Annotated in this window: 11 protein-coding genes and 1 pseudogene; 2 read left to right on the top strand and 10 right to left on the bottom strand. The window is 71.6% G+C overall.

Features of this window, described 5'->3' with window-relative positions; translation table 11 throughout:
- Positions 1-48 precede the first annotated feature (48 nt).
- The 6 genes and pseudogenes from EKH77_RS24270 to nrdR all read right to left on the bottom strand — a co-directional run bounded on the left by EKH77_RS24270 (position 49) and on the right by nrdR (position 6217).
- Positions 49-942, bottom strand: coding sequence for an ADP-ribosylglycohydrolase family protein (locus EKH77_RS24270; protein WP_126916424.1), 894 nt, complete (start codon positions 940-942; stop codon positions 49-51).
- Between the two features lie 11 nt (positions 943-953).
- Positions 954-1613 (bottom strand): histidine phosphatase family protein, encoded by a 660-nt coding sequence (locus EKH77_RS24265; protein WP_126916423.1) that lies wholly within the window; start codon positions 1611-1613, stop codon positions 954-956.
- A 160-nt stretch (positions 1614-1773) separates the two neighbouring features.
- Complete coding sequence (locus EKH77_RS24260; RefSeq protein ID WP_126916422.1) at positions 1774-2379, bottom strand: YdbC family protein; 606 nt, start codon at positions 2377-2379, stop codon at positions 1774-1776.
- A 33-nt stretch (positions 2380-2412) separates the two neighbouring features.
- A pseudogene (locus EKH77_RS34415) lies at positions 2413-2637 on the bottom strand (arylamine N-acetyltransferase); the annotation flags it as partial.
- Between the two features lie 62 nt (positions 2638-2699).
- Complete coding sequence (locus EKH77_RS24250) at positions 2700-5570, bottom strand: vitamin B12-dependent ribonucleotide reductase (protein ID WP_126916420.1); 2871 nt, start codon at positions 5568-5570, stop codon at positions 2700-2702.
- A gap of 113 nt (positions 5571-5683) precedes the next feature.
- Positions 5684-6217: a transcriptional regulator NrdR gene (gene nrdR, locus EKH77_RS24245; RefSeq protein ID WP_126916419.1), complete on the bottom strand. Its 534-nt coding sequence runs from the start codon at positions 6215-6217 to the stop codon at positions 5684-5686.
- Between the two features lie 577 nt (positions 6218-6794).
- On the opposite strand from nrdR, the gene lexA reads away from it, so the two are divergent.
- Complete coding sequence (gene lexA, locus EKH77_RS24240; RefSeq protein ID WP_126916418.1) at positions 6795-7580, top strand: transcriptional repressor LexA; 786 nt, start codon at positions 6795-6797, stop codon at positions 7578-7580.
- Positions 7581-7729: 149 nt separating this feature from the next.
- Here the strand turns inward: lexA and EKH77_RS24235 are convergent, their stop codons facing one another.
- The 4 genes from EKH77_RS24235 to EKH77_RS24220 form a co-directional block, all read right to left on the bottom strand.
- Complete coding sequence (locus EKH77_RS24235) at positions 7730-9709, bottom strand: ATP-dependent DNA helicase (protein ID WP_126916417.1); 1980 nt, start codon at positions 9707-9709, stop codon at positions 7730-7732.
- Positions 9710-9890: 181 nt separating this feature from the next.
- A complete protein-coding gene (locus EKH77_RS24230; RefSeq protein WP_126916416.1) occupies positions 9891-10652 on the bottom strand; it encodes a GNAT family N-acetyltransferase in 762 nt (253 codons plus the stop codon).
- 7 nt (positions 10653-10659) lie between these two features.
- Positions 10660-12615 (bottom strand): IucA/IucC family protein, encoded by a 1956-nt coding sequence (locus EKH77_RS24225; RefSeq protein WP_126916415.1) that lies wholly within the window; start codon positions 12613-12615, stop codon positions 10660-10662.
- A gap of 77 nt (positions 12616-12692) precedes the next feature.
- The gene (locus tag EKH77_RS24220; protein WP_126916414.1) at positions 12693-14114 is read right to left on the bottom strand and encodes an aminotransferase class III-fold pyridoxal phosphate-dependent enzyme; all 1422 of its coding nucleotides are present in this window, start codon (positions 14112-14114) and stop codon (positions 12693-12695) included.
- A gap of 263 nt (positions 14115-14377) precedes the next feature.
- On the opposite strand from EKH77_RS24220, the gene EKH77_RS24215 reads away from it, so the two are divergent.
- Positions 14378-15580 carry a trypsin-like serine peptidase gene (locus tag EKH77_RS24215; protein WP_126916413.1) on the top strand — a complete coding sequence of 401 codons (1203 nt, stop codon included), beginning with the start codon at positions 14378-14380 and terminating at the stop codon, positions 15578-15580.
- Positions 15581-15651: the final 71 nt, after the last annotated feature.

Genomic DNA, 15651 nt, shown 5'->3' with positions numbered 1-15651 from the left:
GCCTTCGGGGCCGGACTGTCCCGCCCCGCCCCCGCTCCTTCCGTCCGCTCAGCGCGAAGCGGCCGGAAGCCAGCCGGGGAGGGCTTCCGTGGACTCCAGCCAGGCAATTGGCGGAGCGCCTCGTTCCGACGCGGCGACCACTCCTCCCGCGATCGCGGAGGTGGTGTCCACGTCGCCGCCGGCCCGCGCCGTCGTCCAGAACGCCTCCTCGAACGAGTCGAGGTGGCGGGCCGCGGCCCACAGCGCGAAGGGCACGGTGTCGTGGGCGCTGGTCCGCCGGCCGCAGCCCAGGACGGCCGCGACGGTGCTGGTGTCGGCGTAGTCGAGCATGTCGCGGGCGCGGCGCAGCCCCTGCTGGACCGCGCTGCGCGGCACAAGAGCGATCACCCCGTCCAGGAGGGCCTCGGGCCCGGTGGCGCCGGACGGGCTCGCGGCGATGGCCGCCGCGGCGGCCACGGCCATGGCGCCGGCCACGGCCTCGCGGTGCTGGTGGGTGGTGTACGCCGAGATCTCGGCCTGGTGCGTGGCCTGCTCGGGGTCGTCGGCGTACCAGGCGCCCAGCGGCGCGATGCGCATGGCGGCGCCGTTGCCCCAGGACCCCTGCCCCTTGAACAGCGCGGCGGCCAGCTCGCGCCAGTCGCCGCCCTCTCTGACCAGGCGCAGCATCCTGTTGACCGCGGGACCGTAGCCGCGGTCGAAGTCGTGGTGCTCGGCGAAGGAGCGCGCTAGGGCGTCCTGGTCGATACGGCCGTGCTCGGCCAGGACAGCCAGGACGGAGCAGGCCATCTCGGTGTCGTCGGTCCAGCCCCAGGGCGCGGGCGGGAGCTCGCGGCGCTTGAGGGACGGATAGTGGGCGGGGACGAAGAACTGGGAGCCGAGGGCGTCGCCCACGGCCAGCCCCCGGAGGCTCGCCAGGGCTCGGTGGAATCGGTCAGCTGTCATCGCTGCGAACTCTAGTCGGTGAAGCCGTACGACTCCGGGGTACACCAGCGCTCGAACGGCCGGTCCAGGTGATAGCGGCCGTCGGAGCCGAGCAGCAGCACGCGGGTCTCGGCGTTGCCCGGGTTGGACAGGCATTCGAACTCGGCGACGGTCCAGTGCAGCCACCGCATGCAGAACAGCCGCATGGTCAGGCCGTGGGTGACGAGCAGGACGTTGGGCGGGTGGCCGGGATCCTCGAAGCTGCGCCACAGGCTCTCCAGGAAGGCGCCGACCCGGTCGTAGACGTCGGCCCCGGACTCGCCCTGGGCGAAGCGGTAGAAGAAGTGCCCGTAGGCGTCGCGGTAGGCCTTCTGCCGGCGCACGTCCTCCCGTTCCTGCCAGTTCCCCCAGTCCTGCTCGCGCAGGCGCGGCTCCTCGCGCACCCGCACACGACTGGGGTCGAGCTTCAGGGCGTGGAAGGTCTGGTGCGCGCGGCGGTAGGGCGAGACGTACGCGGAGATCCGTTCGTCGCCGAAGAGCTCCCGGAGCCGCTCCCCGGCCTGGTCGGCCTGTTTGCGGCCTTTCGCGGTCAGGCTGAGGGCGTGGTCGGGCTCCCGCTCGTAGACCGTGTCGTCCACGTTGCCCTCCGACTCTCCGTGCCGGAGGAGGACGATGCGCCGGGGCCGTGACATGCCGCCACCCTAGAGCCAACAGCCGGACCACGCCTCACGCTCCCCCGGCGGTCGGACCCGGCACGACAAAAATGCGACCACTGTCGCGTTAGTGCGTCGCTGATCGCGCGGGCCGTCGAGCGGGGCGAGGTGCCCGCCGGCACGGCGGCGGGCACCTACGTCAGACCGTCCACGCCTGCTCTATCTGCACGACGTCACCGGTGATCGCCGCGACATCGGCCTCGGTCTGCGCCCGCAGGGCGAGCCGCTCCACCCGGTCCTCGCGGTACTTCCCGTGCTCCGCGCCGGAGTTCCACATCGACAGGACCAGGAACTCCGGGCCGGGCGCCTCGCCGAAGACCCCCCGCAGCATCCCGGGCGACCCGGCCATCGCCGGGTTCCACACCTTCTCCTGCATCAGCGTGAAGTGCTCCACCCGGTCCTCATGGACTCGGCAGTGCGCGAAACGCACCACGTCCGCGTCGCCGAACTGCGGCCGGAATCCCACCTTCACATCGAAGCGGTGCTCGAAGAGCCGCACCTGGACGTTCCGGAACGTGCCGGACTGCGCCGCCGCCAGCCTGTCGTGGGAACGCGCCATGAAGGAGTCGTAGAACGACCGGCTCTCCCAGAAGCCGAAGAGGTGCACCACACCGGGGCGCGCCCGGCTCCAGCCACCCCCCTGCCCCCGGAATCCCGGTTCGCCGAGCAGCCCCGCCCATTTCCGCTGCCCCCGCTCGAACCCCCGGCGGTCCACCACGGTGCAGCGAATCCACTTGACCAGCACCGAACCATCGTACGGCGACCGCAGTGGCGCGCGTCACGTAGCGACGCGGTACACGCGGGTGAGGATCGCGGCGCCCCCGGCGCCCAGTGCGATGCGGAACTCGTTCTTCAGTACCGTGGTCAACTCCTCGGCACCGACTCCCCGTTCATCCCCCGATCCATCAGGACGCGCGTTCGCCGGTGTCGAACCCACGAGCGTCCGTCGTAGACCCGCCTCCGTCCGCTGCACCACCAGCCGCGAGACGAAAGGCGAGCGCGGGTGCGTCGAAAGCCGATGGGGGGAACCGGCACGGGCCGGTTCCCCCCATCGTCACACGACTGTCAGCTGCAGCCGCTGGTCGAGCCGCAGCCCTCGCAGAGGTAGCAGCTGCCCGCGCGGCGCATCTTGGTGCCACAGGAGAAGCACAGCGGCGCGTCGGCGTTCAGGCCGAGCTGCATCTCCACCAGTTCGGTGGAGTTGTGGACCTGCTTCGGCGCCGGGGCGGCCGCGGCGGGCTGGGCCGGGAGCTCCGGCTTGGCCGGCGCGACCTGACGCGGCGCGGACTGGGCCAGGCCCTCGACGTCGACCTCATCGGCGGCCGGCTCGTACGAGCCGGTGTCCAGGTGGCGCTGACGCTCCTCGGCGGAGTGGATGCCCAGCGCGGAGCGCGTCTCGAAGGGCAGGAAGTCCAGCGCCAGGCGGCGGAAGATGTAGTCGACGATCGACTGCGCCATCCGCACGTCCGGGTCGTCCGTCATACCGGCCGGCTCGAAGCGCATGTTGGTGAACTTCGAGACGTACGTCTCCAGCGGCACGCCGTACTGGAGGCCGACCGAGACGGCGATCGAGAAGGCGTCCATCATGCCCGCGAGGGTCGAGCCCTGCTTGGACATCTTCAGGAAGACCTCGCCGAGACCGTCGTCCGGGTAGGAGTTGGCGGTCATGTAGCCCTCGGCGCCGCCCACCGTGAAGGAGGTGGTGATGCCCGGGCGGCCCTTCGGGAGGCGCTTGCGGACCGGGCGGTACTCGACGACCTTCTCCGCGACGGCGGGAGCGGTGGCCTCGGCCTTCTTCTCCTCCTTCTTCTTGGCGGAGAGCGGCTGGCCGACCTTGCAGTTGTCGCGGTAGATGGCGAGGGCCTTCAGGCCCATCTTCCAGCCCTCGAAGTAGACCTCCTCGACCTCCTCGACGGTGGCCGACTCCGGCAGGTTCACCGTCTTGGAGATCGCGCCGGAGAGGAACGGCTGCGCGGCGGCCATCATGCGCACGTGGCCCATGGCGGAGATCGCGCGCTCGCCCATGGCGCAGTCGAAGACCTCGTAGTGCTCGGCCTTCAGGCCCGGGGCGTCGATCACATTGCCGTGCTCGGCGATGTGGGCGACGATCGCCTCGATCTGCTCGGCCTGGTAGCCCAGTCGCTTGAGCGCCTTGGGGACCGTGTTGTTCACGATCTGCATCGAACCGCCGCCGACGAGCTTCTTGAACTTGACCAGGGCCAGGTCCGGCTCGACGCCCGTGGTGTCGCAGTCCATCATCAGGCCGATGGTGCCGGTGGGGGCCAGCACGGAGGCCTGGGCGTTGCGGAAGCCGTCCTTCTCGCCGAGGCGGAGCACGTCCTGCCAGGCCTCGGTCGCGGCGGCCCAGACCGGGGTGTCCAGGTCGTCCATGCGCTTGGCGACGGCGTTGGCGTCGGAGTGCTGCTTCATGACGCGCTTGTGGGCGTCGGCGTTGCGGGCGTAGCCGTCGTACGGGCCGACGACCGCGGCCAGCTCGGCGGAGCGCTTGTAGGACGTACCCGTCATCAGCGAGGTGATCGCGCCGGCCAGGGCGCGGCCGCCGTCGCTGTCGTAGGCGTGGCCGGTGGCCATCAGCAGGGCGCCCAGGTTGGCGTAGCCGATGCCCAGCTGGCGGAAGGCGCGGGTGGTCTCGCCGATCTTCTCGGTCGGGAAGTCGGCGAAGCAGATGGAGATGTCCATCGCCGTGATGACCAGCTCGACGACCTTGGCGAAGCGCTCGGCGTCGAACGACTGGTTGCCGTTGTCGTCGCGGAGGAACTTCAGGAGGTTGAGGGAGGCGAGGTTGCACGAGGAGTTGTCCAGGTGCATGTACTCGCTGCACGGGTTGGACGCGGTGATCCGGCCCGTCTCCGGCGAGGTGTGCCAGTGGTTGATCGTGTCGTCGTACTGGATGCCCGGGTCGGCGCAGGCCCAGGCCGCCTCGGCCATCTTGCGGAAGAGGCCCTTGGCGTCGATCTCCTCGATGACCTCACCGGTCATCCGGGCGCGCAGACCGAACTTCGTGCCGTTCTCGACGGCCTTCATGAACTCGTCGTTCACGCGGACGGAGTTGTTGGCGTTCTGGTACTGGACGGACGTGATGTCGTCGCCGCCCAGGTCCATGTCGAAGCCCGCGTCGCGCAGGGCGCGGACCTTCTCCTCCTCCTTCACCTTGGTGTCGATGAAGGCCTCGACGTCGGGGTGGTCGACGTCGAGCACGACCATCTTGGCCGCACGGCGCGTGGCGCCGCCGGACTTGATGGTGCCGGCGGAGGCGTCGGCCCCGCGCATGAAGGAGACGGGACCGGAGGCGTTGCCACCGGAGGAGAGCAGCTCCTTGGAGGAGCGAATGCGGGAGAGGTTCAGGCCGGCGCCGGAACCGCCCTTGAAGATCATCCCCTCCTCCTTGTACCAGTCGAGGATCGACTCCATGGAGTCGTCGACGGAGAGGATGAAGCAGGCCGAGACCTGCTGCGGCTGCTTGGTGCCGACGTTGAACCAGACCGGGGAGTTGAAGCTGAAGACCTGGTGGAGCAGGGCGTAGGTCAGCTCGTGCTCGAAGATCTCGGCATCGGCCGGGGAGGCGAAGTACCCGTTCTCCTCACCGGCCTTGCGGTAGGTGATCACCACGCGGTCGATGAGCTGACGCAGGCTGGACTCGCGCTGGGGCGAGCCGGTCGCGCCGCGGAAGTACTTGCTGGTGACGATGTTGACCGCGTTCACCGACCAGAAGTCGGGGAACTCGACGCCACGCTGCTCGAAGTTGATCGAGCCGTCGCGCCAGTTGGTCATGACGACGTCACGACGCTCCCAGACCACCTCGTCGTACGGATGCACGCCGGGGGTGGTGTGGACGCGTTCGATTCGCAGGCCCTTGCCGCCCTTGTTTCCCTTGGAGCGGGAACCTCGCGCAGAGCCGCTCGTCGTCTCGGTCATGCCGCCTCCCTCTACGGGCAAAACGCCCTAATGCGCCTATTTTCTTCCGGGGCGCGATGTGTTCTGTCACCCGGGAGCGCTCAGCGCTCCGGGTAGGTCTGGATTGCCGTCGCTCAGTCGGCGGCGACGGCGGGCGCCGGCACCTCGGTGCCGGCGGCGGGGCCCGGCGGGGTCACGGCGGTGCCACCGCCGGTCCCACGGCCGAGGCCGTCGCGAAGCTCCGCTACGGCGGCCTCGAAGTCCTCGAGCGAGTCGAACGCCTGGTACACGGACGCGAAGCGCAGGTAGGCGACGAGGTCGAGGTCCTTGAGCGGGCCGAGTATGGCGAGCCCGACGTCATGGGTGGTGAGCTCGGCGCTGCCCGTGGCCCGCACCGCTTCCTCGACCCGCTGTCCGAGCTTCGCCAGGGCGTCCTCCGTGACCGGGCGCCCCTGGCACGCCTTGCGCACCCCGGAGATCACCTTGGTCCGGCTGAACGGCTCGGTGACCCCGCTCCGCTTGATCACCATGAGTGACGCGGTCTCCACGGTGGTGAACCGGCGGGAGCAGTCGGGGCACTGGCGGCGCCTGCGGATCGAGCAGCCGTCGTCGGTGGTCCGGCTGTCGACGACCCGGCTGTCGGGGTGCCTGCAGAAGGGGCAGTGCATGGCTCTCCACCTTCCTTCACCCTCGAGGAACCTCGAACAAGCTGTCACGATCCACGGCTCCGGCGACCCCCGTAGGGGTCTCGCCGAGCAGCCCCCAGCATAGGCGATGACCGGGACCCGAAATGACCGGGGAGGGACATCGACCACAACTTGTGGGTAGCCGTGGCCATCAAACCACTAGATCTGGTGCTCGGCCGCCAGGATCCACCCCAGCGTGTCGCGCCGCGCCGACGGGACACGGCCCCGCCCGAGCGACCCGGAGGCAGGCCGGGAGGGTCACGGATGACACACTGGGTGACATGGCACGGCGCCGCCGCCGGACACCGTCGACGCCCCTCGGAGGGCGACGGACGGACCGTCGCGCGATCGCCGCGCGACCCGAACGGGCCTCCGGCGCGAGCCGGTGAAGCGCGCATCGAAGAGTACCGTAATGGGGCGAATTGATCTTTGCCCGTACACCCTGCCGTCTGATCAAGTCAGCCAATCCGCGATATTTCACTCGAACGTGTGTTTGGCGCAACCTTTCGAAAGCAACTACCGTTGTCCAGCTAGGGAGAACATCTCGAGAGGGGCCGACGTGACCACCACCGCAGACAGCGCCACCATCACCGCCCAGGACCGCTCCCAGAACCGACTCGACCAGGCACACCCGATGAATGACGCAGCCATGAACGCCGAGGGGCAGAAGCCGCCCCGCTCGCTCCCAGGACGGCCCCCGGGCATCCGGGCGGACAGCTCCGGGCTCACCGACCGGCAGCGCCGTGTGATCGAGGTCATCCGGGACTCAGTCCAGCGCCGCGGATACCCACCATCCATGCGCGAGATCGGCCAGGCGGTGGGGCTCTCCAGCACCTCCTCGGTCGCCCATCAGCTCATGGCCCTGGAGCGCAAGGGCTTCCTCCGCCGTGACCCGCACCGCCCCCGCGCCTACGAGGTGCGCGGCTCGGACCAGCCGAGCACCCAGCCCACCGACACCACCGGCAAGCCCGCGGCCTCGTACGTCCCGCTGGTGGGCCGTATCGCCGCCGGTGGCCCGATCCTGGCCGAGGAGTCGGTGGAGGACGTCTTCCCCCTCCCCCGGCAGCTGGTCGGCGACGGAGAGCTGTTCGTCCTCAAGGTCGTCGGCGATTCCATGATCGAGGCAGCCATCTGCGACGGCGACTGGGTGACGGTCCGCCGCCAGCCCGTGGCGGAGAACGGCGACATCGTGGCCGCGATGCTCGACGGAGAGGCCACGGTCAAGCGCTTCAAGCGCGAGGACGGCCACGTCTGGCTGCTCCCGCACAATGCCGCTTACCAGCCCATCCCCGGCGACGAGGCCACCATTCTGGGCAAGGTCGTGGCCGTATTGCGGCGGGTCTGACACACCCGCCGAAAGACGGGGCCCCGGAACCAACTGCGCCGGTTCCGGGGCTCTTCTTTATGCGTCGACGCAATGCGTTTATCCATTGTGTTTACGCGTCGCGTTTACGCATTACGCCTTTACGCGCTCACCATGTCGCGCGTCTTTCCTTATTTACCCTCCGCCTTGGCCGCCGCGTCGATGGCGGACAGGGAACGGCGCACCTGATTACGGTCCGTGGTGTACCAGAAGTCCGGCATCGAGGCCCGCAGGAAGGAGCCGTAGCGGGCCGTCGCCAGCCTGGGGTCGAGCACCGCGACCACGCCGCGGTCACCCGACGCCCGGACGAGCCGGCCCGCGCCCTGCGCCATCAGCAGTGCGGCGTGCGTCGCGGCCACGGACATGAAGCCATTGCCCCCGGCGTCCTCCACGGCCCGCTGCCGGGCGCTCATCAGCGGATCGTCGGGGCGGGGGAAGGGCACGCGGTCCATGACCACGAGCTGGCAGCTCGGCCCCGGCACGTCGACGCCCTGCCACAGCGACAGCGTGCCGAACAGACACGTCCGCGTGTCCCCCGCGAAGTTCTTGATCAGCTCGCCCAGCGTGTCCTCGCCCTGGAGCAGGATCGGCATGTCGAGCCGTCCCCGGAGCGCCTCGGCGGCCGCCTGGGCGGCCCGCATCGAGGAGAACAGCCCCAGGGTGCGGCCTCCGGCCGCCTCCACCAGCTCGGCCAGCTCGTCGAGCATGTCCGTCCGGTTGCCCTCGCGGCCCGGCTGGGCCAGGTGCCGGGCGACATAGAGGATGCCCTGCTTCGGATAGTCGAACGGCGAGCCGACGTCGACGCCCTTCCACGACGGGAGGTCATCCCCCTCGACGCCCTCGGGGGCGAGGCCCAGGGAAGCACCCACACCGTTGAAGTCGCCGCCGAGCTTGAGCGTGGCCGACGTCAGCACCACGGACCGCTCGCTGAAGAGCTTCTCCCTCAGCAGTCCCGACACCGACAGGGGCGCCACCCGCAGCGAGGCGCCGAAGCGGTCGTGCCGCTCGTACCAGACGACGTCGTAATCGGAGCGCGCCACGATGCGCTCGGCGACCGCGTGGACGTTCTCCACGGAGGCCAGGGCCTGCTTGCGGACCGCGTCCTCGTCCTGGACGGACTTGTCGCGGGTGTTGCCGATCGACGAGATCACCGTGCGCGCTGCGTCGCGCAGGGCCATCAGACAGTGGTCGAGGTCCTCGGGGATCTCCTCCAGCCGGCCGGGCAGGGCGAGCTCCATCAGCCGCTCGAAGCTCTCCGCGGCGGTCTGGAGGGCGTCCGCCGCCTTCTCGTCGACGAGCTTGGCGGCCCGCCGGACGGCCCGGTTGACCTGGCCGGGGGTGAGCTCACCGGTCGCGACGCCGGTGACCCGCGAGACCAGCTCATGGGCCTCGTCCACGATCAGGACCTCATGGCCGGGGAGGACCGGGGCGCCCTCGATCGCGTCGATGGCGAGCAGCGCGTGATTGGTGACCACCACGTCGGCGAGCTTGGCCCGCTCCCGGGCCGCCTCGGCGAAGCACTCGGCACCGTAGGCGCACTTCGAGGCGCCCACACACTCGCGGGAGGTGACGGACACCTGGGCCCAGGCGCGGTCGGAGACGCCGGGCGTCAGATCGTCCCGGTCGCCGCTCTCGGTCTCGTCCGCCCAGTCGCGCAGGCGGAGCAGGTCCTTGCCGAGCTTGCTGGTGGGCGCGGCCGACTCAAGGGGGTCGAAGAGCCCCTCCTCCTCGTCCTGCGGGACGCCCTCGTGCAGCCGGTGGAGGCACAGGTAGTTGCTGCGGCCCTTGAGCATCGCGAACTGGGGGCGGCGGCGCAGCTGCGGATGCAGCGCGTCGACCGTCCTCGGCAGATCGCGCTCGACGAGCTGGCGCTGGAGCGCGAGCGTCGCCGTCGCGACGACGACGCGCTCGCCGTGGGCGAGGGCCGGCACGAGGTAGCCGAGCGACTTACCGGTGCCGGTGCCCGCCTGGACGAGCAGGTGGGAACCGTCGTCGATGGCCGCGGCGACGGCTTCGGCCATGGTGACCTGGCCGAGCCGCTCACTGCCGCCGACGGCGGAGACGGCGGCGTGCAACAGGTCGGTGACGGAGGGCGAGGAGGTGGCAGTCATAGCCTGTTCAGCCTACGGTGCGGCACTGACATCGCAGGCCGATGTCCGTCCCGGGCCTTTCCGGGCCAGGCCGTACAAACGGGCCGACCAGGACCGGATAACGGGCCGCCCCGGACCGCCCTGACCAACCGGGAGGCTCGCGACAGGCCCCGGGCACGCCCCTCGCGCGACGTCGTGATCGTCACAGGACGCCACGCAGCGCCCTGTCGCGGATCATCAGCGCCGCGCGTTTGCCCGGCAGCTCCACCTCGCCGCTCAGCCGGAAGCCCGCGCCGAGGAACGCGGCCGTCGACGGGGTGTTGCGCAGGTCCGGTTCCCCGATGACGCGGTCGCAGGAGGGGCGGTGGTCCAGGACCAGGTCGGCGACGGTCCGCAGGAGGAGCGTGCCGAGGCCCCGGCCCCGGTCGGCGACCTTGCCGATGAGGAAGTGGATCCCGGTGTCGTGCGGCCGGGCCGGGTAGTGGCGGGCGACCGGGTCGAGATCGGCCCGGTAGACCTCCCAGTAGCTCATCGGGATCCCGGAGAGCACGCCGAGGCAGGGCACGCTGCGCCCGTCGCCGTCGAGCTGGGCCCGGAGGTGGTCGACGGTGGCGGCGCCGGGGCCGGACAGCTCCCAGAACGCCGCGACAGCGGGATCGTTCATCCACTGCGTGACCAGCCGGAGGTCGCGCTCGATCCGTACCGGGACGAGCTGGAACGGCCCCGCGTCGGTGCCCACCGGCCCCCAGTCGGCGAGACCGTCCAGGAAGTCGCCGGGGCCACCGGGGAATCCGGGCCGTCCGGTCCCGTGGGCGTGGTGGCGGGCGTCGGCGGTTCCGGTGAGGTCGTGGACGGCGTGCTCGGCGGTGATGAGCTCGATGAGTTCGTCGGTCAGCCGGAGGTCGAGGGTGTCGCTGAGCGGGTTCGTCCCGGCGTTCGTCCCGGCGTTGGTATCGGCGTTCATCCGTGGCTCACCCCGCCGCCGTGGCCAGGGGGTTGGCGATGGTGACGTAGACCGACTGGGAGTCCACGGGTCCGGAGAGCTCGTCGAGACCGTGCAGCCTGGTCAGCATGTTGGCCTTGCAGCGCAGCACGGGCTCCTCGAGGAGACGCCGGGGCAGGGCGGAGCGGACCGGGGAGGCGCCGGACGCGGCTTCCTTGAGGAAGCGGCGGAGCGCGGCGAGCAGGACGTGCTCGTCGGCGAGGCGCTGGGAGCCGAACGCGCCGATCAGGCCGAGGACGTTGTTGACGCCGAGGTAGTAGAGGAACCGTTCGTCGGCGACCGCGTCCGAAACGAAGGTGTCGCTCTCCCGCCCGATGCCCGCGAGCCGCTGTTCGAGCGCGGCGCGATGGGACTCGCGGAAGTAGTAGCCCTGGTTGTCGCGGTAGCGCCCGCCGACGGGCCAGCCGTCCGCGTCCAGCAGGACGAGGGTGTTCTGCTGGTGGGCCTCCAGGGCGATGCCCGCTTCGCCGTCGAGCCACAGGACGGGCCGGACGATCGCCTCGAGGTAGCGCAGGAACCATTCCGTGGCGACGGCTCCGGCGGGCCGGCCCGTGCGGTAGGCGAGCCGGGCGACGGTGTCGGCGAGCCGGGAGTGGGTGGCGGGCCTGCCGGTGGCGCCCTGCCGGCCGGGCCACGGCCGGGGCGAGACGAGCCCGGCGAGGCACACGGCGTCGTCGCCGGGGCCGAAGGGGTTGTGCCGGATGACGGTGTCGAGCCCGCGCAGCGGGGTGCCGTCCGGTGCGTCGACGCCGATCCAGGCCGGGTCGCGGACGATGTCGAAGCCGTGCCCGCCGACGCAGGCCGTCCGCCAGCGCTCCGCGAGGCCGCCGCGCAGCAGCCGGTGCACCTCGACGCCGCGCCGCAGCTCCTTGCGGAGGTTCTCGCGGCGGGAGTTGGTGACGCGCAGGCCGACGGAGAGCTTGAGCATCGCGGGGGCGCCGGGCCGGTGCACGGTCCGCAGCGACGACGTGGGGTACCAGGGCACGCCCCGCGGACCGAGGTCGCGCAGCAGCCCGGCGTCGAAGAGCTGGGCGAACTCCGGGCGGTGGCGGATGTCGCGGGCCTGCCAGGGGTGCGCCGGCAGGGGGACGGTTCCAGGCGGCAGTTCGCGCTCCAGGTCCGGTCCGGCGAGGCGGGCGGCGAGGGCGGTGGCGTCGACGGGGCGGCCGCGCTCGGTCCAGGCCGAGTCGGTGGCGAGCACGGAACGGTCGACGGCGAACCAGTGCAGCGGGAAGCTGCCGCGCAGCTCGGGCGAGAAGGGCGCTGCCTCGGCGTCCGAGAGTCCCTCGCGGCTCTTGGGCGCGGGGTGCAGGGGGTGTCCGAGGAGCAGGGCCTGTTCGCCGTAGAGGAAGAGTTCGCCCGCGGCGGGGTCGGCGGGCCGCTCGCGCCGGTCGGCGAGGAACACGGCCGTGCGGCGTGCCGAGTCGGCGACGCGGGCGACCAGTTCCCCGCCGTCGTCGGTAGGGGGACGGCCGGACTGCGCGGCGCGGTGGGCTGCTTCCCGGCCGAGGAGGGCCGCCAGGGTGACGGCGTCGAAGGCGGGGGCGTCGTCGGGGCCGCCGGTCAGCGTGACGCGTCCGAAGCGGTGCCAGCCGGTGGCGGACCAGTAGTGCACCGGCACGCTCAGCGGGATGCCGCTGGCGTTGAGCGGCAGGTAGAGGATGTCGCCGTGGGGGCGCTCGACGCCGTTCTCGCGCACCCAGCAGCGCAGCAGGTTCTCCACGGCGGCGGCGTCCGCGGCGGCTCGCGGGTCGGGGTCGTCGAGGGGCTCGGCGACCCCGTGCGGTCCGGCGGCGGGCAGTTCGGCGCGGGCGCCGCGCCCGCCGGGATGGTCGTGCTCGCCGGTCCTGCCGTGCGGGCGCGGCAGCGCCGGGGTCAGGGCCTGGCCGACGGTGGAGGCATCGGTGGGGAGGGACGCGTTCATGCGGGGTGCGGCGTACAGGTCACGGCGTTCCGGCCGGACTGCGGCGCCTTCCTCCTTCGGCGGTCTGGTGCGGCGGTCTAGGGGGTGGGGAGCCGGCGGACGGTGCGGGAGGCCGCGGCGACGGCGTCGGACAGCCGGTCGAGGACGGCCTCGGCCTGCTCGTCGGTGAGGGTGAGGGGCGGGAGCAGACGGATCACCGGGAGGCGGCGGTCGCTCAGCCCGACGATCAGGCCGCGGCGCAGGCACTCCCGCCGGACGGTCTCGGCGAGCGCCGTGGCCTCTGGGCCAGCTTGGGGATCGGCCTCGGGATCGGTGATCTCGATGCCGATCATCAGGCCTTTGCCGCGTACGTCCGCGACGCACGCGTGCTCCCGCGCGAGCCGCCGCAGCCGTTCGAGCATCCGGGTGCCGAGGGCGGCCGCGCGGCGGTCCAGTCCGTTCTGCCGGATGTGGCGCAGGGTCGCCGTGCCCGCGGCCATGGCGAGCTGATTGCCCTGGAAGGCGGCGGCCGGGCCTTGCCGGCTCGGCCGGGCGTCGAGGTCGTCGCGGTGGACGATGACGGCGAGCGGGAGGCTGCCGCCGATGGCCCTGGACAGGACCATGACGTCGGGGACGACGCCGCTGTGCTCGACGGCCCAGAAGGCGCCCGTGCGGCCTGCCCCCGTCCACGTCTCGTCGGCGATGAGCGGCACGGCCCGCGCCGCGGTGACATCGCGGATCCAGCGCAGCCGCTCGTCCGGCACCAGCACCACTCCGTCGCCCAGGACGGGCTCGACGACGAGCCCGGCGGGAAGCGGGGCGCGGCGGTGGACCTCACCGATCGGGCGTCCGTCCGTGCCGGTGCTCCCGGTGCCGCCGAGGGCCGGCCCGGGCGGAAGCCCGGGCGAACAACCCTCCGCGCCGAGGTTTCCCCTGCAGACGTCGGCAAACGGATGCCCCGGCGCGCGAGCGCTCCCTGTGCCGACTCCGCCGAACGGAAACCCCACCGCTGCTCCCGCGGCGTCCGGGCCGCCCGGCAAGACGAACTCGTCGCCCCCGAGGGCGAGGAGCCCGGTGCGGCCGGTCGCGGCGCGGACGAGGCGGAAGGCGTCCGCCAGGGCGTCGGTGACGGCGGGGCCGCTGAACCGGATCCGGGCCGAGTCGGCCAGTCCGCGCGGGAGGGTCGCGAACAGCTCGTCCGCGAAGGCCTCCTGGACGGGCGTGGCCAGGTCCGGGACCTGGAGCGGCGCGCCGGAGTCGAGCACGGCGCGGATGGCCTCCAACACGGCCGGGTGATTGTGGCCGAGCGCGAGGGCGCCACCGCCCGAGAGGCAGTCGAGATAGCGACGGCCGTCGGCGCCCTCGATGGTCAGGCCCCGGGCGCGCACGGGTACGACGGGCAGCGACCGGGCGTACGTCCGGGCCGAGGGCTCGCGGGCCGGCTGTCGCCGCGGCGTGCCCGCGCGGCCGGGCCAGCGTGTCAAGGGCGGTGCGGGCGGCGATAGTCGGGTCGGGGCCATGGCTCGGTTACCTCCTTCTGCCCGCTGAACGGTGGTCGGTCGTCCCCCGTACGTACCAACGACGCCGCGAGCTGCGGATCACGGTCCGATCGCAAGATCCTTCGTTCCGGAACCGAGGACCCGCCCGTGTCCGTCTCCCTCGGCACCGGCATAGTGGGGGCCCCGCCCCTCGCCGGGACGGGGCATGACAAGTTCACGCCATGCCGTGCACATAGCGGACATGAACCACCCGATACGCACAGATCACAGGGGGAGCCCACTCCATGCCATCGACAAGGCGGCCAGTTCTGGCCGCGGCCGCCCTCACCGCCGCCCTGGCGCTGACGGCCACCGCGTGCGGCCCGTCCGACGACAAGGCCGCGGGCGACACCAAGCCCAGCGCGGCCGCGAGCCAGAAGGGCGACGACTTCCCCAGCCTGCCCAAGGGCATTCCCGCCCAGGACCTGGAGAAGTGGAAGAAGAAGTGGCAGGACGGCGCCTGGAAGAACTGGGACAAGGACCAGTGGCTGCGTGAGGCCCGCGACTTCGTCAACCCCATCATCAAGGGCCACTGGAAGCCCGACACGATGAAGGACGCCCACTCCAGCGACAAGACGCTGGCCACCCAGGGCGCCCCCGGCACCGTGCCGGGCGGCGGGGCGAGCGACCAGGGCGTCACCGACCCGGAGCCGCGTCCGGTCACCGCCAAGGCCGTCGGTCTGCCGTACCACAACAACGCGGCCCCGGTGGGCAAGGTCTTCTTCGACAGCCCCGAGGGCCACATGGTCTGCTCGGGCACGGTCGTCAAGGACCCGGCGCACCCCGGCAAGTCCAACCTGGTGTGGACCGCCGGCCACTGCGTCCACGCCGGCCAGAAGGGCGGCTGGTACCGGAACATCGCGTTCGTGCCGTCCTACAACGACAAGGGCCTCCCGGGCGCGCAGGTCAACAGCGCTCCGGTGCAGGACGTCGCCCCGTACGGCCTGTGGTGGGCGGACTGGGCGCAGACGTCGACGCAGTGGATCACTCAGGGCGCCGAGACCGGTGGCGCGGGCGCTCCGTACGACTTCTCCGTGCTCCATGTGAAGTCCGAGAACGGCAACGGGAAGTCCTTGGAGGAGACGGTCGGCAACGCCCTCACCGTCGACTTCAGCACCCCGCAGGTGAAGTCCATCAGCAGCATGGGGGCCTGGGGCTACCCGGCCGCGCCGCCCTTCGACGGGCAGAAGATGTACGACTGCGTGGACAAGCCGGGCCGCCTGACCATCGAGTCGTCGCAGCCCACGATGTACCGCATCGGCTGCACGATGACGGGCGGTTCGTCGGGTGGCGGCTGGTTCGCCAACGGTCCGGACGGCAAGCCGGTGCTGATCTCCAACACGTCGATCGGCCCGGCCAACAGCACCTGGCTGGCGGGTCCGCGTCTGGGCCCGGAGGCCAAGGGCGTCTACGACGCGCTGAGCCAGAAGTTCGCCAACAAGCAGTAGCGAGCGGTAGTAGGCGGCAATGAGCGAAGGCCCGCCCCGACCGATGTCGGGGCGGGCCTTCGTGTCGGCGG

Origin of the sequence: Streptomyces luteoverticillatus (assembly GCF_003970715.1) — a bacterium.
Lineage (GTDB): Bacteria > Actinomycetota > Actinomycetes > Streptomycetales > Streptomycetaceae > Streptomyces > Streptomyces abikoensis.
This window is presented reverse-complemented; position numbering and strand designations above follow the sequence as displayed.